Raw genomic sequence first — 24,611 nt, forward strand, 5'->3', positions numbered from 1 at the left:
CTTCAGTCACTGTCGGAAGCCGGCTCTTCCGGCAGGAATCGCAGGGCGAAATCGAGGTGGCGGCTGCTCAGGTAGGCGTAGGCCAGCCTGTCGCGCGCACGCAGGGCGGCGATGATCTCGCCATGCGCGGCGCGGGTGTCGGCCAGCACCGGGCGCATTTCCTTGCCGATGGTCATGATCCGCAGGATCACCGGGGACAGGAAGGAATACATATCCGTCAGCATGCGATTGTCGGCCAGCGCGACCAGCGCCATGTGGAAATTGAAATCGTTCTCGGCGGCCTCCTCGATCGAGCGGCTGTCGACGATCCGGGCATTGATCTCGTCGAGCGCCTCGATCTGTTCGTTCGTGGCGTTAAGCACGATGTGGTCGCCGATACCGACCTCGATGATGCGCCTGAAGCCCTGGATATCGGCGAAGGACGAGCGCGAGACATCCATATGCGCGGCGAAGAAATTCTGGATGGCGATGCTCTGCCCGTCGGCGAGCACGGCGCCGACGCGGGGTTTTGGTTCGATCAGCCCGTAGGTTCGGATGGTGCGCAACGCCTCGCGCACCGTGTTGCGGCTGGCGCCGGTGATCTCGCTGAGCTCGCGCTCCGTCGGCAGCACGTCGCCGACATTCAACCGCCGCGCGCGGATGAGGTCGAGGATCCGCCCGGCCGCGACGTCGACCGCGGAGCTGCCGCCGGCGCGGCGGGCGACGACATTGTCGCGCGCCACCTGAGAGTTTTCCGACATCGATCCTCCTAATTGTTGGACCACAATATCGTAAGATTTCGGGAAAACAACCGCTCTGGGCCATGTCAGCGAATTTCCTACGCCTTTTTGCGAAAAGATAATCGCCGTGAGCGCCGCAATTTTTAATTTGACTTGCATTGTGGTCCAACAATAAGTTGCCGGCCTCTCACGGAGGAGAACGACAATGGAACAGTGCTGGCGCTGGTATGGCCCGGACGATCCGGTGACACTCGATCACGTCAAGCAGGCGGGCGCGACCGGCGTCGTGTCGGCCTTGCACGACATCTATGACGGACGCGCCTGGCCGCTGGAAAACATCCTGGAGCGCAAGCGGATCATCGAGGCGGCAGGGCTGACCTGGTCGGTCGTCGAGAGCATTCCCGTCCATAACTCGATCAAGATCGGTTCGCCGGAACGGTCCCGCTATGTCGGCTTCTACAAGGACACGATCCGCGCGCTGGCGAAGACCGGCATCGCCACGATCTGCTACAATTTCATGCCTGTAGTCGACTGGACCCGCACGGATCTGGCGTATCGCCTTCCGACGACCGGTTATGCGTTGCGCTTCGACGCGATCGATTTCGCGGCTTACGACTTGTTCGTGCTGAAGCGCAGGAATGCCGAGGCCGGCTACGCGCCCGCCCGCATCGCCGAAGCGGAAGCGCGGCTGAAGGAACTCGGCAAGGAGAAGATCGACAGGATCGAGCGCAACCTCATCGCCGGCCTGCCGGCCACCGAGCGCAGCTACAACCGCGACAGTTTTCGCGAGGCATTGGCCGAATACGATGCAATCGGACCGAAGGAATTGCGCGACAATCTCGCCTGGTTCCTGCGCGAGATCATTCCGGTGGCCGAACAGGAAGGGGTGCGCATGTGCATCCATCCCGACGACCCGCCCTTCTCGCTCTATGGCCTGCCGCGCGTCGTTTCGACAGCCGAGGATGCGCGCTTCATCCTCGACGCCGTCGACAGTCCGGCCAATGGGCTGACTTTCTGCACCGGCTCCTACGGCACGCGCGCCGACAACGACATCGTCGCCATGGTCAAGGAATTCGCCGGCCGCATCCATTTCGTCCATCTGCGCAACGTCACCATCGAGGACGACGGCTCGTTCCACGAGGCCGAGCATCTCGAGGGCGGGACCGACATGGCGCATGTCATCCTCGCCTTGATGCAGGAGGAGGCGCGCCGCCGCTCGGAAGGCCGCGCCGACTGGCGCATTCCGATGCGGCCGGACCACGGACATCTGCTCGCCGACGACATCGGCAAGACCAGGATCAATCCCGGCTACTCGCTGATCGGCCGCCTGAAAGGCCTCGCCGAGTTGCGCGGCATCATGCGGGCTGTCGAGCGGTTTGGGCTGGCTTGAGGCTGTGGCTGGCCGGGGGAGCGCTGTTTGCGTATGTAAAAACTATTTGCTCAGGTAAAAATACCTGCTACTGATTTGCGAGCCGGGCAACAGGCCCGGTTCCAGGGAGGAATTGCCGGATATGACAAGACTGCGCGGTCTTGCGTGGGATCATCGACGTTGCTGGGGTCCGCTGGACGCCAGCGTCGGGCCGTATTGCGCCGCCAATCCCGGCCTGGAAATCGAATGGGATCGCCGCAGTCTCTATGAATTCGGCGAAGGCGCGCTCGGCCCGGTGCTCGGCAAGTACGATCTGGTCGTGTTCGACCATCCCTTCATCGGCGACATCGCGCAGGACGGGCTGATGGTGCCGTTCGACGCCTATCTGTCGGCGGAGCAGATCCGCTTCTTCGAGCAGGATTCGGTCGGTCCGTCCTGGCGGTCCTACGAGAAGAACGGACGGCAATGGGCATTGCCGATCGATGCCGCCTGCCACGTAGCGTCATATCGTCCGGACCTCCTGGAGCGCTACGGGCCGGTGCCCCGTACGCATGAAGAGGTCGTCGATCTCGGCCGGCTGGCGCGCAAGGACGGGAGATGGCTCGGCCTGCCTTCCGTGCCGACGGATGCCATGTGCCTGCTTCTGACGCTCTGCCATCCGCAGGAGAACGGCGAGCAATTCATCGCCAGGGAGATGGTCGAGCAGGCCGTGGCACAACTGCGCGAGCTTGCGGCGTTGTCACATCCCAACTCGTCCAAATGGAATCCGATCCGCTGCTACGACCACATGATCGCGCATGACGACGTGGTCTATGTGCCCTTCGCCTTCGGCTATGTGAATTACGCGTCGAAGACCGACGGGCCGTATCTGCGCTTTGCCGACGTGCCGACGACGCGATCGGCCGGCGCCCTGCTCGGGGGCGCCGGCATCGGCGTCAGCGCCCAGTCGAAGCACAAGCGGGAGGCGATCGACTACGCGCTGTTCCTGTGCTCGCCCGAATATCAGCGCGGCGACTATGTGAGATCGGGCGGACAGCCGGGATCGCTGGCCGCCTGGAAGGACGCCGAGGTCAATCGTTTCGCCGGCGATTTCTTCTCATCGACGCTGCGCACGATCAGTTCGTCCTATCTGCGCCCGACGAACCCGGGCTTCATCGCCTTCTTCCGCGAATGCGCGCCGCGCGCGGCTGCTGCTATCGCCGGCGATATCGCGGCTGCCGAACTGGCCGAGCACGTGAACCGTCTCTGCCGCGAAACCAGGCAACCGGAACGGAGCGTCGCGTGATGGCTGCCGGCATTGCCGAAACGATCGACGAGGGCGAAAGCGGCCGCAACGGCTATCGCGTGCCGGCGGTGGAGAAGGCGCTCGACGTCCTGGAGTTCATGGCTGCAAGCGCCGAAGCGCTGACCCAGACCGAGATCGCGACCGGTCTCGGCCGCTCCATCCACGAGATCTACCGCATCCTCCTACTCCTGGAGAAGCGGGGCTATATCTTCCGCACGCAATCGGACCGCTTCCGGCTGTCGCTCAAACTGTTCGAATTGGCGCATATGCATCCGCCGGTGAACCGCCTGGTCGAATGCGCGCTGCCGGTGATGCGCGAATTGACCGCCAATGCCGACCAAAGCTGTCACCTGGTGGTGCGCGAGGGACAGAACGCGCTGGTGGTGCTGCAGATCGATTCACCGCTGCCGATGCGCTATTCGGTTGCGCTGGGATCGCATTTCCCGATCCTCGAAACCAGTTCCGGCGCGGTCCTGCTCGCCCACTCGAATCGGGCCGAGCGCGACCGCATCGTCGAGCGCATCGTGGCCGCCGGCGAAGGCCAGGGAACGCGGGCGGAAATCGAGGCGCGGCTGAACGAAGTGGCCAGGCTCGGCTACGAGATGCGCGCTTCCTTGGCCGTCGAGGCCTGCACCAACATCTCCATGCCGGTGCGCGATCACACCGGCGCCGTCATCGCCGCGCTCACGGTGCCGCTCTTGCCGCAGAAGGCGGCGCGCTTCGACCGCGAAACCGTCTTCGAACGCACCCGCGCCGCCGCCGAGAAGATATCGGCCGCGCTCGGCTGGGGCGAATCCACCTCTTCGTTGCATGCCGACCCGGAACGGCGGGACTACCCGTTCAGCGACTGACAAAAAGCGAAAAAACCTGGGAGAAGGAAATGCACTGGACCAAGTCAATCCTATTCGCATCCGCGGCCGTACTGGCCCTGGGCGCCGCCGCGGCGCATGCCGAGAACATGCCCAAGCGCATCGGCTACGTCACCAACTACGCCACCCATGAGTGGTACCAGAACGTCATCAAGGGCATGAAGGCGCGCGCCAAGGATCTCGGCATCGAGTTCGAGGTGCAGGACGCCAATCTCGACATCGCCAAGGAAGTGTCGGCCGCGGAAGACTTCATGGCCAAGGGCGTCGACGTGCTGATCATCACGCCCGTCAACGAGGAGGGCGTGGTGCCGTTGCTGCGCCAGGCCAAATCCAACAACATCCCGGTCGTGCTGGAAGGCAACCCGGTCAAGGGCATGACCACCATGGTCGCCATCTGCGACTACGACACCGGCTACATGTCCGGCGTCGAGGCCGGCAAATACGCCAAGGAAAAGCTCGGCGGCGTCGCCAAGGTGATGAATGTCGGCCTGCCGCTGCTGTCCGCCACGGTGCTGCGCTCGCATGGCTTCATGGACGGGCTGAAGACGATCATCCCCGACGCGGTCATGGTCCACGACCTCGACGGCGGCGGCAATCCGGACCGCGCGCTCGAAGTCTCTTCGGCGGCGCTGGCCAAGAATTCCGACATCAACATCATCTACGGCATCAACGATTCCTCCTCGCTGGGCGGCCTGCAGGCCTGGAAAGCGGCCGGCAAATCGCAGGACGGCCTGCTGACGGTCGGCACCGGCGGCGAAGGGCTTGCCTTCATCAACGCGATGCAGAACGAGCCGTCCTACCGCATCGAGGCGGCGATGTTCCCGGAAAAGGAGGGGTTCACCGCCATCGATGCCGCGGTCAAGCTCTTCAACAGCGAGGAAGTGCCCGAGCACATCGTCAGCCCGACCGCACCGATGGCCGGCGAGGACTGGAAAAAGTTCTATGATTACGACGGCACCACCCGCACCATCAAATGGGACGCCGTCAATGCGCTGCAGCCGCCGGCAAAGTGCATGAAGACCTCAGCCGACCTAAAGAAATAGGCTGATCGACACGGCTCTTCCCGCGACGCGGGAAGGGCCCAGGCGGGCGCTGTCGGCAGCAAGGACACGGCACCAGCGCCTGACCCCGAGCGACCGGAATGGACTGAGATGAGCGAGCTTACCCACGCCCCCGCGCAAAGACGTTCGATCGGCGGCCAGCTTCTGGGCGGCAGCCAGCTCGTGCTGGGCGCCATCCTGGCCGCGCTGTGCATCGCCATCTCGATCGCGGCGCCGCAGTTCTATTCGGAGGCCAACATCATCGCCATCCTGCGCCAATGCGCGCTGGTGCTGATCGTCGCCTCGGGCATGACCATGCTCATCATCACGGCGGAGGTCGACCTGTCGGTCGGAGCGTCGCTCGCGTTCGTCGGCTGCATCGGCATGGCGGTGCTCAACTCGACGCACAGCCTTGCGCTCGGCATGCTGGCGGCGCTTGCCTTTGCCGGCGGTGTCGGGCTGTTCAACGGGCTGGTGGTCACAAGGCTCAGGGTGAACTCGCTGATCGCCACCATCGGCACGATGATGATGCTGCAGGGCGGCGTCTATCTGTTCACGCGCGAGGCGGTGCAGAACCACAATCAGCTGGCGAGCTTCACCGATCTCGGCGCCGGCTATGTCGGCGCGGTGCCGGTCCCTGTCATCCTGGCGGCGCTGATCTTCGCGGTTGCCTATGTGACGCTGCGCTTCACCACGCTCGGCCGCTATCTCTACGCGGTCGGTGCCAATGAAAAGGCGGTGCGCCTGTCCGGCCTGCGCTCGGAACGGCTCAAGCTGTTTGCCTTCGTCGTCACCGGCCTATGCGTCGGCGTCGCCGGCATGATCCTGTCGTCGCTGATGAATGCCGGCCAGCCGACCGCCGGCCGCGGTTTCGAGCTGACGGTCATCGCCGCCGTCATCCTCGGCGGCACCAGCCTGCTCGGCGGCCGCGGCTCGCTGTTCGGCACGTTGCTCGGCGTGCTGGTGCTGAAGGTGATCGACAACGGCATCATCATTCTCGGCTGGAACCAGGATTTGCAGATGGTGGTGCCCGGCATCGTCATCATCCTGGCGACTTATCTCGACATCATCCGGAACAAAGCCAATGTCCGTTGATTTCCTGCATCCCGGCGAAGGCGCGGCTATCGACACGAATGTGCTGGCGCTGGAACTGCGCGGCATCGGCAAGCGCTTCCCGGGCGTCGTGGCGCTGGACAATGTCGACTTCACCCTGGAGCCCGGCAAGATCCACGCCCTGATGGGCGAGAACGGCGCCGGCAAGTCGACGCTGATCAAGATCATGGCGGGCGTCTACGGCAAGGATGCCGGCACCATCCGCATGCGCGGACGCGAGGTCGACATCAAGTCGCCGCGCGACAGCCTGAAGGAAGGCATCAAGGTCGTGTTCCAGGAGATCGCATTGATCTCCGAATTCACCGTCGCCGAGAACATCTTTCTCGAAGGCTATCCGACCGGCAAGGCCGGCTCGATCGACTGGAAGAAGATCCGTACCGATTCCGCAGCGCTGTTCAACCGCATCGGCTTCAATGTCGATCCGGCGGCGCGGACGGGATCGCTGCCGGTCAGCCAGCAGCAGATGGTCGAGATCGCCCGCGCGCTCGCTCACGAGGCGCGCGTCGTAGTGATGGACGAGCCGACGTCCTCGCTGACGCCGAACGAAGTCTCGCTGCTGTTCACCGTCATCCGCCGCCTGGCGGCCCTCGGCATCGCGGTGGTCTATGTCAGCCACAAGCTCGACGAGGTGTTCGAGATCGCCGACACGGTGACCGTGCTGCGTGACGGACGCCACATCTCGACCAAGCCGATCGGCGAGCACACCAACGACACGCTCATCCAGGACATGATCGGCCGGCGCATCGACAATCTGTTTCCCCGCAAGCGCGGTGCGCCGGGTAGCAAGGTCGCGCTCTCCGTGGAAAACCTCAGCACGGCGAAGAAGCTGAACGACGTCTCCTTCGAGGCGCGCGCCGGCGAGGTGCTCGGCTTCTTCGGGTTGATGGGCGCCGGCCGCACCGAACTCGCCAAGGCGATCGTCGGTTACGACCCGATCAGTTCGGGCGCGATCACGGTCGATGGTCAGCGCCTGGCGCCGCATGACACGCGCGCCGGCGTCCGGCTCGGCATCGGCCTGCTCACCGAGGATCGCAAGAGCGAAGGCCTGATGGGTGAGCTGCCGGTCTACCAGAATGCCAGCCTTGCTTCGCTCGGCGCCTTCGCCCGCCTGGGGTTCGTCGACAAGGCGAAGGAACATAGAGCGGTACAGGATTATGTCGACCGTTTCCGCATCAAGACGCCCAGCCTGTTCCAGCAGGTGAAGAACCTGTCGGGCGGCAACCAGCAGAAGGTGCTGATCTCGCGCTGGCTGATGCGCGGCCTGAAGGTCATCGTCGTCGACGAGCCGACACGCGGCATCGACGTCGGCGCCAAGTCGGAAATCTTCGCGCTGATCGACCGGCTTGCCGGCGAAGGCCTGGCGGTCGTCATGATGACGTCAGAGATGCCCGAACTGCTCGGTCTCGCCGACCGGATCGCGGTGATGTGCGAGGGCCGCCTGACCGCGATCATGTCGCGCGAGGAAGCTACGCAGGAAAAGATCCTCAATGCGGCGATCGGGTGAGACCATGGTGCCTCGCGGCGGCATTTCCTGCGTTCAGTCCTTTGAAGGGGAGAAGCGATGAGCCTTACAAGCACAGCTTCTGCAAAAGCTGAGCCCTCCATGCTGGCGCGGCTCTTCGCCAGGCAGGAACTGGCGCTGCTCGTCTGCCTCGTCCTGGTGCTGGTGTTCTTTTCCGCCACGGTCGAGAATTTCCTCTCCGTGCGCAACATGACCAACGTACTTGGCCAGGCCTCGCTCGCGCTCACCGCAGGCATCGGCTGCGCCATCGTCTTCATTTCCGGCGAGGTCGACATCTCGATCGGCTCGCTGCTGGCGACGATTGCGCTGCCGCTGATCATCGTCATGAACGACACCAATTCGCTTTTGGCCGGCGTCAGCGTTGCGCTGTTGTTCGGCCTCATCACCGGTGTGGTCAACGGCTACCTCACCGCCTATGCCGGCATCAACTCGCTGATCGTGACGCTGGGCACGATGTTCATCATGCGCGGCGGCGTCTATCTCTATACCGGCCAGCGCGCGATCCCCGACGACGCCAGCCTCGACAGCTTCATCGCGCTGTCGGACGGGCGCCTGTTCAACATCATCCCGTATTCGGCTGTCATCGCCATCGTGCTGCTTACCGCCTTCGGCTACATGATGCAGCACCGGCCGTTCGGGCGGCAGATCTACGCCGTCGGCGGCAATCAGGAAGTGGCGCGGCTGGCGGGCTACGACGTGCGGCGCGTCAAGTTCATCTGCTTCATCATCAGTTCGCTGCTGGCGACGGTTGCCGGCATCATCCTGGCGGCGCGTGTCGGCTCGGCGCAGCATACGGCAGGGCTCAATTTCGAATTCCAGGTTGTCGCCGCGACCGTGCTCGGCGGGGTGAGCCTCGCCGGCGGCATAGGCAGCCTGACCGGCATGGCGCTCGGCGTTCTGATCCTGCAGTTCCTGTCCAACGGCCTGCGCGGGCTTGGGCTGCCGACCGAATGGCAGCTGGTCATCACCGGCATGATCATCATCGCCGCGGTCGCCTTCGACGAGGCGAAGCGCCGGCGCGCGAATGGAGGCTGACATGGCTCGTCTTGAAGGAAAAACCGCCGTCATCACCGGCGCCGCCGACGGCATCGGCCACGCGATCGCCGAGGCGATGGCGCGGGAAGGGGCGCATGTCTTCCTCGGCGACATCGCCGACGGTGCCGGCGAGGCTTTCGCGGCCGCACTGCGCGCGGCCGGCCACCTTGCCGACTATGTCCATTGCGACGTCTCGCAGGAAGCCGATATCGCCGGCCTCATCGACGGCGCGGTCAAGAAGACCGGACACCTCGACATCCTGGTCAACAACGCCGCCATCGCCATCGGCGGCATGCCGGTGCACGAGATGACCGACGAGCAATGGCACCGGCTGATCGCGGTCAACCTGACCAGCGTGTTCCGCGGCTGCAAATACGCGCTGCCGCACATGATCGCGCAGAAGTCGGGCTCGATCATCAACATGGCCTCCGCGCAGGGTCATATCGGCCTCGACGGCTGGACTGCGTACGCCGGCGCCAAGGGCGCGGTGATGGCGATGACGCGCCAGATGGCGGTCGAGTTCGGCCCGCTGAACATCCGCGTCAATTCGATCTCGCCCGGCACCATCAACACGCCGATGAACGACAGGCTGATCAAGGAGATCGGCGGCAACCTCGCCAAGGCCTGGATCAAGATGCATCCGCTCGGCCGCATCGGCGAGCCTTCCGAAGTGGCCGAGGCCGCCGTCTATCTGGCTTCCGATGCGGCCGGCTTCACCACCGGCACCGACCTGCGCGTCGACGGCGGGCTGACCGCCGCGCCGCGCTACGTTCCCGAACTGCTCTGAAACACGAAACGAGAATTGAAATGAACAAGGCCCTCGAAGGCGTCCGCATCCTCGATTTCAGCCATCTGTTGCAAGGGCCGTTCGCCACGCAGTTGCTTGGCGACATGGGCGCCGATGTCATCAAGATCGAGCGCGCCGGCGCCGGCGACATGTTCCGCGGCATGACCTTCTTCGCCAAATGGGTGGGCGGCTCCGAGAGCCCGAACTTCCTCGCCTGGAACCGCAACAAGCGCTCGATCGCGCTCAACCTGAAAAGCCGCAGGGTGCGTGCCATCATCATGGAGATGGCCCGGACCGCCGATGTGGTGGTGCAGAATTTCCGCCCCGGCGTGCTGGCCAAGCTCGGCTATGGCTACGAGGACTTCAAGGCCGTCAATCCGCGTATCATCTACTGCTCGGGTTCGGGCTATGGCGAGGAGGGGCCTTACGTCGAGCGCCCCGGCCAGGACATGCTGATCCAGGGACTTGCCGGGCTGATCGCCAACACCGGCCGCGGCGACCAGGCTCCGGTTCCCGCCGGCGCCGGCCTCGCCGACCAGATCGGCGCCATGAACATGGTCTACGGCATATTGTCGGCGCTCTACTATCGCGAGAAGACCGGCAAGGGCCAGAAGATCGAGGTCAATCTGCTGGCCGGCCTCTTGGCGCATCTCAACCAGGAATATGTCGCCGTGCTCAATCTCGGCGAGGATTTCGTGCGGCCGAATTCCGGCATCGGCCATCCCGGCATGCAGGCGCCGTTCGGCATCTACGAGACAAGGGACGGCGGCTACGTGTCGATCGCCATGAGCCCGTTCAAGACGCTTTACGAGGTGCTGGAGGCGCCGCAGCTCGCCGTCTATGACGACTTGAAGACGCTGTTCGACAAGCGCGACGAGGTCTTCGAGAAGGTCAATACCGAGACCAAGAAATTCGCCACGCAGGATCTGCTGGCTAGGCTGCTCAAGGCCGACATCTGGTGCGCCGAGGTGAAGGATATCCGCAGCGCGGCGGAAGACCCGCAGGTCACGCATATGGGCATGATCACCAGCTATAATCATCCGCGCGGCGGCAAGGTGCGGGTGGTGGCGCCGGCTGTCAAGATGAGCGAGACGCCCGCGACCATCGAACGGCCGGCGCCTCTGGTCGGCCAGCATGGGCGCGAGATCCTCTCCGAGCTCGGCCTGTCGAAGGATGAGATCGCCGCGCTCGAAGCGTCCGGTGACATGACCGTGGACGCGGCCTGACGATGAGCACCTACCGGACACTCACGGTCGAGACCTCTGGCCGTGTCGCGATCGTCACTTTCCGGCGCGCCGATCAGCTCAACGCCATGAACCGGCTGATGCAGGGCGAGATCACCGAGGTGTTCGAGGCGCTGTCGGCAGATGCGGGCGTCGGCGTGATCGTGGTAACCGGCGAGGGGCGCGGCTTCATGGCCGGCGCCGACATCAAGGAATACGCCGCCCAGACGGCTGCCGAGTTCGACACGTTCCAGGCGGCGGGCACGCGCATGTACGCGGCGATCGAGAACAACCGCAAGCCGGTGATCGCGGCGGTCAACGGCTTCGCGTTGGGCGGCGGCATGGAGCTGGTGCTGTGCTGCGATCTCGTGATCGCCAACCAGTTCGCGAAGCTCGGCCTGCCGGAGATCAAGCTCGGGCTGATCCCCGGCGGCGGCGGCACGCAACGCAGCGTCGCCAAGCTCGGCCGCAACCGCGCCAATCTTCTGCTGATGACAGGCGCCATCGTGCCGGCTTCCGAATTCGTCGGTGCCGGCCTGGTCAACGAGATTGTCGATGTCGACGCCCTGATGCCGCGCGCGCTGGAATTGGCCGGGATGATCGCCGCCGAGCCGGCCGCGGCGATCGAAGGCCTGAAAGCGCTGACGGCGCATGCGCTGTCGGGCGATCTGGCCGAAGGCCTCGCCATGGAGCGCGACATTCTGGGCGGCCTCTACCGCAGCGAGATCGGCCAGCGGCGCATCAGGGAGTTCGCCGACAAAAGCACGACAAAGGCTAAGAAGGCTGCGCCGTGAACGCCGGCGACGACTATCGCGGCCTGGGCTGGGCACATGGCGCGCTGACCGTGCAGCGGCTCGGCGCGATGCTGGCGCCGGTCACCTTCCTGCTGGCCGATGGCCGGCAGGTCGCGCCGATGCACATCGCGCCCTGGTCCAACGAGCCGGGGGCCGAAATGCTGCCTGGCATTCTGCGCAGGCTGCGCGGCGAATGGCCTTGTGTGCCCTTCGGCTATTCGGTGCCAGCCGAGGGATGGCCCGAGAGCTGGGTGCGCGTCATGGGCCCGCCGGCGCCGGACGAAGAAGTCCATGGCCACAGCTCCAACCATGACTGGACCTGGCGCGACAGCGAGCGCGGATCGCTATCGCTGGCGCTTGCCTATCCTGAGGCAAGCCCGGTCGAGCGTGTCGAGCGGACGGTGAGGCCCGATCCGTCGGCGCCGGCCATCGACATTGAATTCAAGGTCGTCGTCCGCCGTGACTGCCGGCTGCCGATCGGGCTGCATCCGGTGTTCCGGCTGCCGTTCGAGACGGGCGCCGCCACGCTGGAGCTTGGCGGCTTCGACGAAGGCCGCACCTATCCGCACGATGTCGAACCCGGCGCGGCGCTGTTTGCCCGAAACAAATCCTTCACTGACCTCGCCTCGGTGCCCGCGCGCGCCGGCGGTGTGACTGACGCCTCTCGCTTGCCACTGGACGCCGACACGGAAGAGCTGCTGCAAATCGAGGGGCTGGACGGCACGGCGGCGCTCGCCAACCATGAGGACGGCTACCGGGTGCAGCTGTCCTGGCAAAAGGAGCATTTCCCAAGCCTGCTGCTTTGGTATTCCAATCGCGGGCGCAAGGCGGCGCCCTGGAACAGGCGTCACGTCGCCATCGGCATCGAGCCGATCTGCTCGCCCTTCGGACTCGGTCCGGCGACCGCGCTGGCCGGCAATCCGATCGCGCAATCCGGCATTGCGACGGCGCTGGAATTCTCGCCCGAAAAACCGTTCGTGACCCGCTACCGCATCGAGGCATCCACGCTGTGACAGATCGCAGGTCAGTCTCCTTGGTCAAGTCGAACCGGCCTCAATTCACCGATGTCGAGGGGCTGGCGGCGATGGTCGGCCACGGCGATGCCTTCGGGGTCGGCGGCCATCATTTCGCCCGGCTGCCGGTCGCGCTGCTGCGCGCGATAGCGAGGTCCGGCATCAAGGACTTGCGCTATATTTGCTGGGCCGGCGGGTTGCCGCTCGAGCTGCTGCTCGAGGCGGATGCGGTGGCGGAAATAGACCTCTGCTTCTCCAGCCTCGACATCTTCGGGCTGCCGCCGAAGTTCCGCGCCGCTGCCGAGAGCGGCGCAATCCCCGTTCGCGACTGGACGGCCCTGGCCATGATCCAGGCATTGCGGGCGGCACAGCAGAACCTGCCGTCGATGCCGTTCCAGCTTCCAGAGGGATCCGACATGCTGGCGCGCATGGCGAATGCGACAGCCGGACCCGATCCGCTTGCCGGAACCGATACCGGATTTGTCCCGCCGCTCAGGCTCGATACATTCGTCGTCCATGCCCAGCGCGCCGATGCAAGCGGCAATGTGCAGATCATCGGGCCGCGGGCGCTGGACTTCGCCATGGCGGGCGCGGCGCGCAAGGTGCTGGTCACCGTCGAAGAGATCGTGCCGGTCGGAGCGCTGCGGCAGGACGGCCGCCAGAGCATCCTCACCCGCAATCAGGTTTCGGCCATAGCCCTGGCGCCGGGCGGCGCTTATCCGGCCTCGTGCCTGCCGTTCTACGTCACCGACTATCAGGGATTGTCGGAGGCATTCGCGGCGAAGGACACAGCCTTGTCGGACAAGCTCCGCCTGCCTTCGGGCGGCCTGTCGGAGCGGCTCCGGAAAGCGGCGAAAGTCAGCACGGAGACGGTTCTTGCGATGCCTGCGCTCGCGCATGGCGACAAGGAGGCATCCATCGACGAGGTCATTACCGCGCGGATCGCCACCGAATTCGACAATGAGAGCTTCGCCAGCGCCGGCGCGGTGTCGCCGCTCGCCAACGTCGCCTACCGGCTGGCCAAGGCGACGCATGCGCCGGATATGTTCATCGCGACGATGAGCTGCGGCCATCTCGACATCGCGCCGAGCCCGATGGTGCTCTCGCTGATAGAAAGCCTCGATTGCGAGACGGCGGCGGCGCATGCCGGCGGCGACGACACCTATTCGACCTACTACCAGGCCGGCGCGGTGACGCATGAGATCGTCGGCGCGGCACAAGTCGACCGGCGCGGCCGCGTCAACACTATCGCGCTGCGCAAACCGAGCGGCGGCCTGTTGCGGCTGCCCGGACAGGGCGGCATGGCCGACGTCGCCAACATGCACCGCGACTATTTGCTCTATATCCCCCGCCATTCGGTCCAGTCGCTGGTGCATGAGGTCGAGATCGTGAGTTCGGCGCGCGGGCTGCTGACGCCGGCCGAGCGGGAGCCGATGGGCTATCGCACCGGCAAGGCGCTGGTCTTCACCGACCTCTGCGTCTTCCGGCTCGACCAGACATCGAGGGAATTGACCGTCATCGAAACCATGCCGGGCGTTACCCGCCAGCAGATCCGCGACGCCACCGGATTTACCGTAACATTCGATGCCGGTTGCCGGGAGGTGCCGGTGCCGTCCAGCGATACGCTCGCTACGTTAAGAAACCGCATCGACCCGCTCGGTTTGCGGCGTCTCGAATTCGTCAGCGCGAAGGAGCGTGGCGCTCTGATTGCCGAGATCCTCGCCGCCGATCGCGCGATGGTCGAGCGCTTGATCGGCATGCAGAGATCGCCTGTTACAAGCTGAGGAGCGCTCCATGGCAAAGCCGTTGCTCGACATGTCCGCCGCGCGCACCTTCTTCGACGGCATCTTCACCAATCCGCGCGTCGCGCATCCGGAAGGTGTTGCTGTCCACCGCGATGGATCGATCTGGTGCGGCACCGAAAACGGCGATCTCCTGAGGCTTGCCGCCGACGGCAGCTCGGTCGAGCGCATGGGCGGCACGGATGGGTTTCTGCTCGGCATTGCCTTCGACAGCGCCGGCAACTGTTTCGCGTGCGATCTCAGGCATGCCGCGATCTTCCGCTGGGACGCCGCGACGGGTTACATGGAGCGCTTTGCCTCGTCCGGCATCCGCGTGCCCAACTATCCGGTGGTCGACGAGACGAGAGGCTGGCTCTTCGTTTCGGACAGCGTCGGCGAGGGCAATCGCTCGGGCATCTTCCGCTACGATCTCGAGACGGGCGAGGGCGGCCTGTGGTGCCGGGAAGTCATGTCGTTCGCCAACGGCATGGCCATGGCGCCGGACGGCAGCGGCCTCTACGTGGTGGAAAGCAACGCGTCCTGCATCAGTCATGTGCCGATCCTCGGCGACGGCAGCGCAGGGGCTCGGCAGGTCGTCGTCGAAGACGTGCGCAATGTTCCGGATGGCGTCGCCTTCGCTCCCGACGGCTCGCTGTTCATCTCATGCTACGAGCCAAGCCGGATCTATCGCTGGCGAAAGGAGCGAGGCCTCGAAGTGCTGATCGAGGATCCGGCGGCGACCACGCTGGCTCACCCCACCAACATCGCCTTCAAGGGCGACAAGCTCTACACCGCAAATCTTGGCCGCTGGCACATCACCGAGATCGATCTGGCCGCAATTCCAAGCTGAGCAGCCTGGCGCTGTCAGTGAGCTGCTGCTTGCGAGTGTTGACCGCCAGTTTGAGAGATGCCTTCAAGCGCTTTTCCAGCATGGGTCGCTTCGCCGTTTCCGACGAGGTCGCCGAGCGAGACGATGCCCACCAACCGTTTGTCCCTGTTGAGCACCAGAAAGCGCCGCACCTGGATATCGCCCATGTCCTGAAGGACGGCACTGACTTCCTCATCCTCGAAGCAAAATTTGACGTCAGTCGACATGACATCGCGCACGGGGGTGTCAGGTTCCATTCCCGCGGCGATGCCCCGGATGGCGATATCCCGGTCAGTCACGATGCCGACCAATCGGCCGTTGTCGGCAACGGGGATCAGCCCCGCGTCCAGAACGGCCATCGCTTGGGCAACATCACGCAGACTTGCTTCCAGTGTCGCAATCCGCACGTTCGTGGTCATACACTCTTGCACTTTCATGGCGTTCTCCCGGAAAAATTGGGTGCGCTCGCTGAAGCGCTGATCAACGCCCAATGAACCTGCGGCAAAAACGTTCCGACAAATCTGGACCGGCCGCGCAGCTCAGTCATGGCTCATGCAGCCGGGAGCGACGCAAAAAAAAGCCGTCGTGTGCGCACCGACGTCGCGGAACTGCCAGCCTGTGTCGCCGACGATTCAAGGAGCGCGATCGGTAAGCGCATCAGCGCCTTCCTGCTCCGCGCAGTGGACGCAACAGTAGATGACGTCACCTTGCTCGACGCCATGCCCAATGATGCGGACCTGGCAATGGGGACAGATAGGCGCGAGCTTCTGGATCGCGCATTCGAAGCTGTCGAATGTGTAGGTTTCTCCTCCCAGATGAAGCTGAAAGGACTTGTCGTAGTCGTTGCCGCACTGGTCGCATCTGGCCATGGTCATACTCCTTTGGAAATCAGTTCTCATCACGGCTGCTCTCAGGCCGATCGCAACACCTGATCGATGTCATGAGGCTCTATCCCGAGATCGCGGAGTCCCGGCAGTCGAGTATCCGCAACATTGTCGATCTGCATGAGCTCGACCTGGTTGCGCGTCAGCGGCATGCCGGGGACGAACTCGCCGAAAGTGGCGAGTGCGTGCCAAAAGACAAACGGAACGGGCACCAATCGTGTCCTGATGCCAAGCAGCCGGGCAACTTCCAGCACCAGGTCTCGATAGGTGTAGACACGCGGCCCACCGAACTCGAACAGACGGGCGTCGGCACCTGCGGACGCGATGCGCGCAATGGCTTCCGCAACGTCTTCAACGGATGCCGGCTGGAGACGGGTGTCGCCGTTGCCGAACAGCGGATATGCAGGAAGGATGCGCAACAATCTCGTGATCGTCGTCAAAAAGGCGTCGTCCCGTCCGGTCATCACCGCGGGGCGGACGATGGTCGCGCCCGGAAATCCGACGTCGACGGCCTCTTCACCTTGCCCCCGCGCCTTGATGTAACTGGACCGCGAGCGTGAGTCGGAACCGATGCCGGATATCTGGATGTATCGTTCGGCGCCGGCTCGCCGCGCCGCGTCCGCCAACTGGGAAGCAGCCTCGACATGGACGCGCTCGAAAGTAACGCCTCCATGTTCGGAATAGAGGCTGACTGCGTTTACGACCGTGCTTGCATCCGAAACGGCCGCGGCAATTTGGCTTCGGTCGAGGATGTCGGCTTTGACCGCGCTAAAGAGCTCGTGATGAGCCTGCTTCCGTCCCGCACGTGCGGGATGGCGGGAAGCCGAGCGCACGACAAGCCCGTGGTTCAAGAGGTGCTTGACGATTCTTCGCCCAAGAAAGCCAGAACCGCCGAACACTGTGACGCAGCCTGACTGCGGTCGAGGGTTTGATAACGAGGTTTGTGCGCCGGCCATACCCCTAAACGGTCTTGCGAGCGAAATGTTCGCTCGAACAATCTCACGACATGCTTTGCCCCTAACGGGTATGCAGGACCTATCGCGCCGCTCGCTGCCTCGTCGCCAGGCCCAACCCGAAAATCGCTTGTGGGCGGGAACATTCATGCGCTGCCAATGTTCGTAATGCATGGCGCGCAGTTCTCGCTCCCCCGCGAAAAGCGCGCCGGCAAGCCGGGCATCAAGCCCGAGCAAGCCGGCCTCGGCCGCCCTCTCGAGGCGGGCTCTGAAGTCAGCACTGGGAACGATCATGCTTTATCGCGCGGCCAAGATCGCTGAAGAGGCTCATCGCGGCCAGAAAGACAAGACCGGCCAACCCTATATCGAACATGTCAGGCGCGTCGCCAACGCGGTCGAGACGCTCGACGAAAAGACCGTCGCCTATCTGCACGACGTGGTGGAGAAAGGCGAGGGCTGGACACTGGATCGGCTGGAGGCGGCAGGCTTCAGCCTTCCCGTCGTGGCGGCGGTCGATGCCCTGACGAGACGACTCGACGATAGTGAGCAGGGTTTCATTTGCCGCGCCGCCTCGAATCCGCTGGCGAGGCGGGTCAAGGAGGCGGACCTGACGGACAATCTGCGGCAGGCGCATCATGCAGGCGCCTCGCCGCAAAGATACGAAACCGGGCTGCGCCTGCTCGGCGGCATGGCCGTCGAAAACTGATGGCGGCCGCGAACGGCCAACTGATGAAGTTGGCCGCTCTGCAAAGCGCCCCGGCGCAATCCCGGTTCATGCATGTCGCCCAAAGTGTGCAGCGGTTTGGGAAAACGACATGCAGCAAAACAAAGATTTAAAGCGCGTCGCCTGAATCCGTTTCGACGCGACGCGCTTTAAGGCATCATCTCGGCCTGATGGGCGCTCATCGGAGCCATGTTCACGTTGAGATGGGCCATGATCCAGACCGAGCCGATCACGACGAGCGCCACGATCAGCACGCCGAAGGCGAGCGCCAGCACGTTGTTGGTGTTGTCGGGCCCCGTGGTCAGGTGCAGGAAGAAGACCAGATGCACGCCCATCTGCGCGATGGCTAGCACCACCAGAGCCGAGATCACCGCCGGCTGGTAGATCAGGCCGGTTTGCGCCGCCAGGAAAGAGGCGATGGTCAACAGGATTGCCAGGCCGAAGCCGAGCAGATAGCCCGAAAGCCCTCCCGCCAGCTCGTGTTCGGTGATGCGCTCTTCGCCCGGCGCTGAATCGCGGCGGTCGAGCTCTTCTTCGATCCGGCTTTCAATGTCGCTCATGGCGATGCTCCCAGCAGATAAACCAGGGTGAAGATGGCGATCCAGATGATGTCGAGCGCGTGCCAGAACAGGCCGAAGCAGTGCAGCCGCCGCAACAAGTCCGGCCGAAAACCCTTCACCCAGAGCTGCGCCATCATGGTGCCGAGCCAGAGCAGGCCGAGGCCGACATGGGTACCATGGCAGCCGACGAGGGCGAAGAAGGCGGAGAGGAAGGCACTGCGCGAGGGCCCCGCATTCTCGTGCGCCATCGCCACGAACTCCTGTACCTCCAGGAACAGGAAGGCAGCGCCGAGCAGGCCGGTGACGAGCAGCCAGAACTGGGTGGCCGCCATCGACCGGCGATGGGTCGCGAGCGTCGCAAGGCCGCCGGTGAAACTCGAGGTGAGCAGAAGCCCCGTCTGGGCCGCAACGCGGTTGAGCTCGAACAGCTCCTTGCCGGCCGGCCCGCCGGCCGTCGCCTGGGACAGCACGGCGAAGGACGCGAAGAAGGCCGAGAACATGATGATGTCGGACAAAAGGAAGATCCAGAAGCCGTAGGCAACCGTGACGAATTTCGAGGCCGGGCCGCCCTGGCCATGGCCGGTCGCCGAGAACAGGCCATGACCGTGCCCGTCGTGCTGTCCGGGCCGATACGGTTCGCGCACCGCGCTGCCGGCTGCGATGTCGCTCATGCCACGCGCTCCCGCTTATGTATCCAGGCAAGCTGCGCGGCCCTGCCATCGCGGTCGATGCGCTCGACCTCGTCCGCGGGGACCTCGTAGTCGCCATGCTCGCGCCAGGCGAAGACGACGAAGGTGGCATAGGCGCCGAGGAAGCCGACGATCGCCAGCCACCAGATATGCCAGATCAGCGCGAAGCCGATCAGCGTGGCAAAGAAGGCGGTGACGAAGCCGGTCGGACTGTTGCGCGGCATCTCGACCGGCTCGTAGCTTTCGTTTTCGGCCGGGGCTTGCCCATCCAGCGCCCGCTGCTTGACGGTCCAGTAGGGCTCCTCGTTCTCGACATAAGGCAGCCGCGCATAGTTGAAGAAAGGCGGCGGCGAGGACGTCGACCATTCCAGCGTGCGGCCGTCCCAGGGGTCGCCCGTCTCGTCGCGCAGCGCTTCGCGATGCCTGATCGAGACGACGAGTTGCGCGACCTGGCACGCGGCGCCGACGATCATCACCGCAATACCGAAGGCCGCCACCACCAGCCACGGCGTCCACAGGTCCATGTCGATGTGCTGGAGGCGGCGCGTCATGCCGAGCAGGCCGACGATGTAGAGCGGCACGAAGACCAGCACGTAGCCGGCAAGCGTGAACCAGAACGCGGCCTTGCCCCAGCCTTCGTGCAGCCGGAAGCCGAAGGCTTTCGGGAACCAGTAGGTGAAGCCGGCGAAGGCGGCGAACAGAACGCCCGAGATGATGACGTTGTGGAAGTGCGCCACGAGGAAGAGCGAATTGTGCAGCATGAAGTCGGCCGGCGGCACGGCGAGCAGCACGCCGGTCATGCCGCCGATGATGAAGGTGGTGACGAAGGCCAGTGACCACAGCATCGGCGTGTCGAAGCGCACGCGCCCGCCATACATGGTGAAAAGCCAGTTGTAGATCTTGACCCCGGTGCCGACGGCGATGACCGAGGTGGCGATGCCGAAGGCGGCGTTGACGTCGGCGCCGGCGCCCATGGTGAAGAAGTGGTGCAGCCAGACCATGAAGGAGACGATGCAGATGAACAGCGTCGCCGCGACCATGGAGCGGTAGCCGAACAGCGGCTTCGACGAGAAGGTCGAGAAGATCTCGGAATAGATCCCGAAGGCGGGCAGCACCAGGATATAGACCTCGGGATGCCCCCACGCCCAGATGAGGTTCATGAACATCATCTGGTTGCCGCCGCCTTCGTTGGTGAAGAAGTGGAAGCCGAGGTAACGGTCGAGCGTCAGCATGGCGAGCGTCGCGGTCAGAATCGGGAAGGCCGCGACGATCAGCAGGTTGGAGGCGAGCGAGGTCCAGCAGAACATCGGCATGTGCAGATACCCCATGCCGGGCGCGCGCATCTTGAGGATGGTCGTCGCCAGGTTGACGCCGGTGAGCAGCGTGCCGACGCCGGAAATCTGGATCGACCACAGATAATAGTCGACGCCGACACCGGGCGAGTAGGCCGTCTCCGACAGCGGCGCATAGGGCAGCCAGCCGGTGCGCGCGAACTCGCCGACGACGAGCGAGATGTTGACGAGCAGCGCCCCGGTCGCCGTCAGCCAGAAGCTGACCGAATTCAGCGTCGGGAAGGCGACGTCGCGGATGCCGAGCTGCAGCGGCACGGCGAAATTCATCAGCCCGATCACAAACGGCATCGCGGCGAAGAAGATCATGATTGTGCCGTGCGCCGAAAACACCTGGTCGTAGTGCTCCGGCGGCAGGTAGCCGGGCCCGTGTATCGCCATCACCTGTTGGGTGCGCATCATGACGGCGTCGACGAAGCCGCGAAAAAGCATCAGCGCAGCCAGCACGATATACATGACGCCGATGCGCTTGTGGTCGACCGAGGTTATCCACTCGTGCCAGAGATAGGGCCAGTAGCCTTTGACCGTTACCCAGATCAGCACCGCGGCGGCCGCCAGAAAGACGATGAGGGCAGCACCCAGCGGGATGGGCTGATCGAAGGGAATGGCCGACCAGTCGAGCTTGCCGAGCATCGTCATCCTCCCACTTTGGGCTGTTGAGCCGCGGGCGTCGTTCCCGCCTTCGGCTCGGCCTTCGGGCTCACCTGCGCCTCGCCGGCGGCGGCCTCAGTCGGTCCCGGGCCTGGCGGCAGCGTCTGCCGCACGATTGCGTCGAACAGGCCTGGCTGCACATGGCCGAAGGAGGACGGCGGCACGTTGATGCTCTGCCGGGCAAGCTCGCGATAGGCGCTGGCGTTGAGCACGCCGCCGCCGCCATGCAAGGACGAGGCCCAGCTGGCGAAGGCGTCGGCCGGGATCGCCCGCACGCGGAAATTCATGTCCGAAAAGCCGTCGCCGCTGAAATGCGCCGACAGGCCGAGATAGTCGCCCTCGCGGTCGGCCTGCAGATTAACTTCGGTCTGCATGCCGTTCATGACATAGACCATGCTGCCGAGCTGCGGTACGAAGAAGGTGTTCATCACGCTGGCCGAGGTCAGCTTGAAACGCACCGGCACGCCGGCCGGGATGACCAGCTGGTTGACCGTTCCGACGCCCTGGTCCGGGTAGAGGAACAGCCACTTCCAGTCGAGCGCCACGACCTGGATGTCGAGCGGCGGCTGGCTGGAGGCGATCGGCCGGCGCGGATCGAGATGGTAGGACCCGTAATAGATCAACCCGCCAAGGAAGAGGATGGTGAGCGTCGGGATCGACCAGACGATCAGCTCGATGCGGCCCGAATAGGTGAATTCCGGATCGTAGCGGGCGTTGCGGTTGGAGGCGCGGAACATCCAGGCAAACAAAAGCAGCGCCACCAGCGTCGGGATGACGATGACCAGCATGACCGCCAGCGAGTTCAAGAGGATCGTGCGGTTGCCCGCGCCGATCGGGCCTTGCGGGTCAAGCACGCCTCCCGCGCAGCCGGACAGAGCCGCGAATATCCAGAATAGCGACAGCGTTCGCCTAGATTTGCCGAGGGAGAACACTTGATCTCATCATGTGCGGCAAGAGCTTATCTGGTGAGGCCCGTGGACACTTTGTGCTGGGCATCATTCAATGGACAGGATACCTAAAGCGTGCCGCGCAGAAAAGGATTCAGGGGACGCACTTCAAGTCTTTTCTTCGTTCGATTCATGTCGGTCGCCCAAAACCGCTGCGCACCTTTGGGCGACATGCATTAACTGAGGTCCCCGCCACTTGTTCCGCGGAGGCGTCCCTTTTTTGTTCGATGGTGCTACCGCATCACCGACAGGATCTTCCGTGAAGGCGTATCTGGATGGCCGGGAGCTAGCTGCGGCTCGCGCGGGTTCTGGCCGCCTTCTTCGCCGCTTGCTTCCTGCCTTGAGCGCCCTTGGTCTCTACGGCTTTCCGTGCGGCCGCCGAGCGCCCGGCTGCGCCTTTCGTCTCGGCCGCTTTTTTAGCAGCGGCCGACCGTTCACCGGCGGTCCGGCGCGAAGCCGCTCTCTTGGTTTGCCGTGACAGCGCCTCATGAGATGCGCTGCTTTTCGGTTCATCCTGAAGGACCTCGGACACGGCCTTCGAAACTTTCGGCCGGCGCTTGGGTTTGCGTTCGCCCTGGCCGACTTCGTATGCGTATTCAGCGCTTTTGCGCGTGCTCTCCTTGACCTTGCCCTTCTTTGGCGGGGGCAGGTCGACCCCGGCGCGGCGCGCTTCCGAAAGGCCGATGGCGATCGCTTGCTTTGTGGAGCGCGCGCCGTGCTTGCCGCGGCGAATCTCGTCAATCTCCTCGCGCACGAACTCGCTTGCTTGCGTGCTCGGCGACTTGCCTTCACGCTTGTCCTGTCGCGCCTTCTCGATGGTTTTCTTGTCCAGCATCGCCTTCTCCTTTCTCGGCTGGGGACGGCCGATCCGCGTCCTTAAAAGGTGGCAACGCGTCAGGGACGCAATTGATCCTTAGCTCCGAAAGTACGTCCGCATCTCACGCCGAGGGTTGGGTCTTCGCTACTGCCTGGCTGTCTGACTGCGTCATCGGCGAGCGCCTTCCCACAATCGATTTGCACAGAGTTCAGGCAATCGGCCGGATGGACGAAACAATAGCCTCAGCCGAACGTTCCAACCAAAGCAGGGCTGCGTGGGGCGCTTTTGTCTGGGAGATTACGATGAGCGCAAATGGCCTCGAGGTTTTCGACAAGACAGTCCAGATCACCAATATCTGGTTGAATGAGATCATGGATGACCTCGGTCCGGATCGGCAACTTGCATGGCATGCGCTTGGTGTGGTTCTGCGTGCTTTACGCGACAGGCTGCCCGCGGAACTGGGAGCCAATCTGGGCGCGGAGCTACCGCTCCTGATCCGCGGTGCATATTACGACCAATACCAGCCGTCCAATTTGCCGAGCCGGAATCGCTCGGTCGAAGAGTTCTTCAACACCATCGCTGAAGGCTTGGAATCCGGACGACCGGTAAACGCCAACGACGCGGCCAGGACGGTATTCAAGGCAGTCGCCCATCACATCGATTTGGGGCAGTCGGCGAAGGTGCGCGATAGCCTGCCCAAGGACTTCAAGGCGTTGTGGCCCGAGAGCGTCGGGGCGTAGGCGACACGACTGGATGGCACCCAGCGTCGGCCAACGCCCCGCGAAGGCCTGACGTTCCGGCGATCCGGCATCCTGGATCAATGGGCAGTTTGCGAATGTTCCCCGCCAGGTACCGATATGCTGCCCAAAGCCTCTCCAGCCTCTGCCGCTTCTCCGTTCTTCGCGAGGTCGCCGAGGGAGATGATCCCGACAAGCCGTTTGTCTCGATTGAGAACGGGAAGTCGGCGCACCTGCAAGTTGCCCATATTCGCAAGTACATGCTCGATGTCTTCGTCATCGAAGCAATATCTGACCTCTCCAACGCTCATGACGTCACGCACCTTGGTGTCAGGCCCGTTGCCCAGCGCTACGCCGCGGACCACAATATCGCGGTCGGTGATCATGCCGACCAGCCGGTCGTTGTCACCAACAGGCATCACGCCGGCATCGAGGCTGGCCATCATCTGCGCTACGTCTCGAATTGGCTGGTCGGGATTTGCGATTTTGACGTCCCTCGTCATGCAGTTGCCGACTTTCATGGCAATCTCCTATCGCTTTGCAAAGCCCGCCGCTCGATCCGTGTCGATGAGGGAACGAACTCCTCGCCGATAACGTTCCACCAAATTCGGCCTTGACCGCTGATCCGCGTTCGCAGCTTTCCGCATCCGAAAGAAGGCAGCCTACGCGTCGAGTTTATCGAGCCGCCACTCGATCGCGCGTGTCCAGACTGACCTGCCAAAACCAGAGACAGTTTGCCTGGCACGCTTCTGCACTTACGGCCGATGACGCCGGGTATTTGCGATAGATCAAAGCCTGTTCCTCGCTTGCCGGATAGATCGGCGGTGGCCGACCTTTGTAGCGACCGGCATGAACCGGTGCGGGCACCGACGCGTTGTGCTT

The 24,611-nt window shown here is 63.9% G+C and carries 25 protein-coding genes; 16 read left to right on the forward strand and 9 right to left on the reverse strand.

From position 1 onward, the window contains the following. Positions 1 to 2: 2 nt before the first annotated feature. Positions 3 to 740: an FCD domain-containing protein gene (locus EJ071_RS12785; protein ID WP_126098187.1), complete on the reverse strand. Its 738-nt coding sequence runs from the start codon at positions 738 to 740 to the stop codon at positions 3 to 5. A 184-nt stretch (positions 741 to 924) separates the two neighbouring features. On the opposite strand from EJ071_RS12785, the gene uxuA reads away from it, so the two are divergent. From uxuA to EJ071_RS12850, 13 genes are all read left to right on the forward strand, one after another. Beyond that, positions 925 to 2,109, forward strand: a complete 1,185-nt coding sequence (uxuA, locus tag EJ071_RS12790) for a mannonate dehydratase (protein WP_126098188.1) — start codon at positions 925 to 927, stop codon at positions 2,107 to 2,109. Between the two features lie 121 nt (positions 2,110 to 2,230). Continuing rightward, positions 2,231 to 3,373: an extracellular solute-binding protein gene (locus EJ071_RS12795; protein ID WP_126098189.1), complete on the forward strand. Its 1,143-nt coding sequence runs from the start codon at positions 2,231 to 2,233 to the stop codon at positions 3,371 to 3,373. Further along, on the forward strand, positions 3,373 to 4,224 hold the full coding sequence (locus EJ071_RS12800) for an IclR family transcriptional regulator (RefSeq protein ID WP_126098190.1): 852 nt from the start codon (positions 3,373 to 3,375) through the stop codon (positions 4,222 to 4,224). The genes EJ071_RS12795 and EJ071_RS12800 overlap by 1 nt, the downstream gene beginning before the upstream one ends. A gap of 29 nt (positions 4,225 to 4,253) precedes the next feature. Next, the gene (locus EJ071_RS12805; protein ID WP_126098191.1) at positions 4,254 to 5,285 is read left to right on the forward strand and encodes a sugar ABC transporter substrate-binding protein; all 1,032 of its coding nucleotides are present in this window, start codon (positions 4,254 to 4,256) and stop codon (positions 5,283 to 5,285) included. Positions 5,286 to 5,393: 108 nt separating this feature from the next. After that, positions 5,394 to 6,377 carry an ABC transporter permease gene (locus tag EJ071_RS12810; protein WP_126098192.1) on the forward strand — a complete coding sequence of 328 codons (984 nt, stop codon included), beginning with the start codon at positions 5,394 to 5,396 and terminating at the stop codon, positions 6,375 to 6,377. After that, entirely contained in the window at positions 6,367 to 7,899 is a 1,533-nt protein-coding gene (locus tag EJ071_RS12815; RefSeq protein ID WP_126098193.1) for a sugar ABC transporter ATP-binding protein, read from the forward strand. Before EJ071_RS12810 ends, EJ071_RS12815 begins: the two co-directional genes overlap by 11 nt. Positions 7,900 to 7,998: 99 nt before the next feature. Next, on the forward strand, positions 7,999 to 8,952 hold the full coding sequence (locus EJ071_RS12820; protein ID WP_245460212.1) for an ABC transporter permease: 954 nt from the start codon (positions 7,999 to 8,001) through the stop codon (positions 8,950 to 8,952). 1 nt (position 8,953) lies between these two features. Beyond that, positions 8,954 to 9,739 carry an SDR family oxidoreductase gene (locus EJ071_RS12825; protein WP_126098195.1) on the forward strand — a complete coding sequence of 262 codons (786 nt, stop codon included), beginning with the start codon at positions 8,954 to 8,956 and terminating at the stop codon, positions 9,737 to 9,739. 20 nt (positions 9,740 to 9,759) lie between these two features. Then, positions 9,760 to 10,965, forward strand: coding sequence for a CaiB/BaiF CoA-transferase family protein (locus EJ071_RS12830; RefSeq protein ID WP_126098196.1), 1,206 nt, complete (start codon positions 9,760 to 9,762; stop codon positions 10,963 to 10,965). Between the two features lie 2 nt (positions 10,966 to 10,967). Further along, positions 10,968 to 11,756: an enoyl-CoA hydratase/isomerase family protein gene (locus tag EJ071_RS12835; protein WP_126098197.1), complete on the forward strand. Its 789-nt coding sequence runs from the start codon at positions 10,968 to 10,970 to the stop codon at positions 11,754 to 11,756. Next, positions 11,753 to 12,769, forward strand: coding sequence for a hypothetical protein (locus EJ071_RS12840; protein WP_126098198.1), 1,017 nt, complete (start codon positions 11,753 to 11,755; stop codon positions 12,767 to 12,769). The genes EJ071_RS12835 and EJ071_RS12840 overlap by 4 nt, the downstream gene beginning before the upstream one ends. A gap of 20 nt (positions 12,770 to 12,789) precedes the next feature. Continuing rightward, positions 12,790 to 14,553 carry a CoA-transferase gene (locus tag EJ071_RS12845; protein ID WP_245460213.1) on the forward strand — a complete coding sequence of 588 codons (1,764 nt, stop codon included), beginning with the start codon at positions 12,790 to 12,792 and terminating at the stop codon, positions 14,551 to 14,553. A gap of 10 nt (positions 14,554 to 14,563) precedes the next feature. Next, positions 14,564 to 15,400: an SMP-30/gluconolactonase/LRE family protein gene (locus tag EJ071_RS12850; RefSeq protein WP_126098200.1), complete on the forward strand. Its 837-nt coding sequence runs from the start codon at positions 14,564 to 14,566 to the stop codon at positions 15,398 to 15,400. A 14-nt stretch (positions 15,401 to 15,414) separates the two neighbouring features. Here the strand turns inward: EJ071_RS12850 and EJ071_RS12855 are convergent, their stop codons facing one another. Next, on the reverse strand, positions 15,415 to 15,855 hold the full coding sequence (locus EJ071_RS12855; protein ID WP_126098201.1) for a CBS domain-containing protein: 441 nt from the start codon (positions 15,853 to 15,855) through the stop codon (positions 15,415 to 15,417). A gap of 108 nt (positions 15,856 to 15,963) precedes the next feature. On the opposite strand from EJ071_RS12855, the gene EJ071_RS38430 reads away from it, so the two are divergent. After that, positions 15,964 to 16,350 (forward strand): hypothetical protein, encoded by a 387-nt coding sequence (locus EJ071_RS38430; protein ID WP_189521453.1) that lies wholly within the window; start codon positions 15,964 to 15,966, stop codon positions 16,348 to 16,350. On the opposite strand, the gene EJ071_RS12865 is transcribed toward EJ071_RS38430, so the two are convergent. Continuing rightward, positions 16,329 to 17,549 carry a complex I NDUFA9 subunit family protein gene (locus tag EJ071_RS12865; protein WP_245460214.1) on the reverse strand — a complete coding sequence of 407 codons (1,221 nt, stop codon included), beginning with the start codon at positions 17,547 to 17,549 and terminating at the stop codon, positions 16,329 to 16,331. The genes EJ071_RS38430 and EJ071_RS12865 overlap by 22 nt on opposite strands. On the opposite strand from EJ071_RS12865, the gene EJ071_RS12870 reads away from it, so the two are divergent. Next, complete coding sequence (locus tag EJ071_RS12870) at positions 17,548 to 17,961, forward strand: HD domain-containing protein (RefSeq protein WP_126098202.1); 414 nt, start codon at positions 17,548 to 17,550, stop codon at positions 17,959 to 17,961. The genes EJ071_RS12865 and EJ071_RS12870 overlap by 2 nt on opposite strands. Positions 17,962 to 18,128: 167 nt before the next feature. Here EJ071_RS12870 and cyoD read toward each other — a convergent pair whose 3' ends face one another. The 5 genes from cyoD to EJ071_RS12895 all read right to left on the reverse strand — a co-directional run bounded on the left by cyoD (position 18,129) and on the right by EJ071_RS12895 (position 23,010). Beyond that, positions 18,129 to 18,539, reverse strand: a complete 411-nt coding sequence (gene cyoD / locus EJ071_RS12875; RefSeq protein WP_126098203.1) for a cytochrome o ubiquinol oxidase subunit IV — start codon at positions 18,537 to 18,539, stop codon at positions 18,129 to 18,131. After that, positions 18,536 to 19,210: a cytochrome (ubi)quinol oxidase subunit III gene (locus EJ071_RS12880; protein WP_126098204.1), complete on the reverse strand. Its 675-nt coding sequence runs from the start codon at positions 19,208 to 19,210 to the stop codon at positions 18,536 to 18,538. Before EJ071_RS12880 ends, cyoD begins: the two co-directional genes overlap by 4 nt. Next, positions 19,207 to 21,210 carry a cytochrome o ubiquinol oxidase subunit I gene (gene cyoB / locus EJ071_RS12885; protein ID WP_189521454.1) on the reverse strand — a complete coding sequence of 668 codons (2,004 nt, stop codon included), beginning with the start codon at positions 21,208 to 21,210 and terminating at the stop codon, positions 19,207 to 19,209. Before cyoB ends, EJ071_RS12880 begins: the two co-directional genes overlap by 4 nt. Positions 21,211 to 21,212: 2 nt before the next feature. Then, the gene (gene cyoA / locus EJ071_RS12890) at positions 21,213 to 22,082 is read right to left on the reverse strand and encodes a ubiquinol oxidase subunit II (protein ID WP_245460215.1); all 870 of its coding nucleotides are present in this window, start codon (positions 22,080 to 22,082) and stop codon (positions 21,213 to 21,215) included. Between the two features lie 379 nt (positions 22,083 to 22,461). Further along, positions 22,462 to 23,010, reverse strand: a complete 549-nt coding sequence (locus EJ071_RS12895) for a DUF6496 domain-containing protein (RefSeq protein ID WP_126098207.1) — start codon at positions 23,008 to 23,010, stop codon at positions 22,462 to 22,464. A gap of 284 nt (positions 23,011 to 23,294) precedes the next feature. On the opposite strand from EJ071_RS12895, the gene EJ071_RS12900 reads away from it, so the two are divergent. After that, a complete protein-coding gene (locus tag EJ071_RS12900; protein ID WP_126098208.1) occupies positions 23,295 to 23,732 on the forward strand; it encodes a DUF2267 domain-containing protein in 438 nt (145 codons plus the stop codon). A gap of 77 nt (positions 23,733 to 23,809) precedes the next feature. Here EJ071_RS12900 and EJ071_RS12905 read toward each other — a convergent pair whose 3' ends face one another. Continuing rightward, positions 23,810 to 24,250: a CBS domain-containing protein gene (locus EJ071_RS12905; RefSeq protein ID WP_126098209.1), complete on the reverse strand. Its 441-nt coding sequence runs from the start codon at positions 24,248 to 24,250 to the stop codon at positions 23,810 to 23,812. Positions 24,251 to 24,611 lie beyond the last annotated feature (361 nt).

Source organism: Mesorhizobium sp. M1B.F.Ca.ET.045.04.1.1 (assembly GCF_003952465.1).
In the GTDB taxonomy this organism is placed as follows: Bacteria; Pseudomonadota; Alphaproteobacteria; order Rhizobiales; family Rhizobiaceae; genus Mesorhizobium; species Mesorhizobium shonense.

Coding starts and splice junctions, on each gene's coding strand:
- EJ071_RS12785 (WP_126098187.1), bottom strand. CDS start 740: ATGTCGGAAAACTCTCAGGTGGCGCGCGACAATGTCGTCGCCCGCCGC.
- uxuA (WP_126098188.1), top strand. CDS start 925: ATGGAACAGTGCTGGCGCTGGTATGGCCCGGACGATCCGGTGACACTC.
- EJ071_RS12795 (WP_126098189.1), top strand. CDS start 2,231: ATGACAAGACTGCGCGGTCTTGCGTGGGATCATCGACGTTGCTGGGGT.
- EJ071_RS12800 (WP_126098190.1), top strand. CDS start 3,373: ATGGCTGCCGGCATTGCCGAAACGATCGACGAGGGCGAAAGCGGCCGC.
- EJ071_RS12805 (WP_126098191.1), top strand. CDS start 4,254: ATGCACTGGACCAAGTCAATCCTATTCGCATCCGCGGCCGTACTGGCC.
- EJ071_RS12810 (WP_126098192.1), top strand. CDS start 5,394: ATGAGCGAGCTTACCCACGCCCCCGCGCAAAGACGTTCGATCGGCGGC.
- EJ071_RS12815 (WP_126098193.1), top strand. CDS start 6,367: ATGTCCGTTGATTTCCTGCATCCCGGCGAAGGCGCGGCTATCGACACG.
- EJ071_RS12820 (WP_245460212.1), top strand. CDS start 7,999: ATGCTGGCGCGGCTCTTCGCCAGGCAGGAACTGGCGCTGCTCGTCTGC.
- EJ071_RS12825 (WP_126098195.1), top strand. CDS start 8,954: ATGGCTCGTCTTGAAGGAAAAACCGCCGTCATCACCGGCGCCGCCGAC.
- EJ071_RS12830 (WP_126098196.1), top strand. CDS start 9,760: ATGAACAAGGCCCTCGAAGGCGTCCGCATCCTCGATTTCAGCCATCTG.
- EJ071_RS12835 (WP_126098197.1), top strand. CDS start 10,968: ATGAGCACCTACCGGACACTCACGGTCGAGACCTCTGGCCGTGTCGCG.
- EJ071_RS12850 (WP_126098200.1), top strand. CDS start 14,564: ATGGCAAAGCCGTTGCTCGACATGTCCGCCGCGCGCACCTTCTTCGAC.
- EJ071_RS12855 (WP_126098201.1), bottom strand. CDS start 15,855: ATGAAAGTGCAAGAGTGTATGACCACGAACGTGCGGATTGCGACACTG.
- EJ071_RS38430 (WP_189521453.1), top strand. CDS start 15,964: ATGGCTCATGCAGCCGGGAGCGACGCAAAAAAAAGCCGTCGTGTGCGC.
- EJ071_RS12870 (WP_126098202.1), top strand. CDS start 17,548: ATGCTTTATCGCGCGGCCAAGATCGCTGAAGAGGCTCATCGCGGCCAG.
- EJ071_RS12865 (WP_245460214.1), bottom strand. CDS start 17,549: ATGATCGTTCCCAGTGCTGACTTCAGAGCCCGCCTCGAGAGGGCGGCC.
- cyoD (WP_126098203.1), bottom strand. CDS start 18,539: ATGAGCGACATTGAAAGCCGGATCGAAGAAGAGCTCGACCGCCGCGAT.
- EJ071_RS12880 (WP_126098204.1), bottom strand. CDS start 19,210: ATGAGCGACATCGCAGCCGGCAGCGCGGTGCGCGAACCGTATCGGCCC.
- cyoB (WP_189521454.1), bottom strand. CDS start 21,210: ATGCTCGGCAAGCTCGACTGGTCGGCCATTCCCTTCGATCAGCCCATC.
- EJ071_RS12895 (WP_126098207.1), bottom strand. CDS start 23,010: ATGCTGGACAAGAAAACCATCGAGAAGGCGCGACAGGACAAGCGTGAA.
- EJ071_RS12900 (WP_126098208.1), top strand. CDS start 23,295: ATGAGCGCAAATGGCCTCGAGGTTTTCGACAAGACAGTCCAGATCACC.
- EJ071_RS12905 (WP_126098209.1), bottom strand. CDS start 24,250: ATGAAAGTCGGCAACTGCATGACGAGGGACGTCAAAATCGCAAATCCC.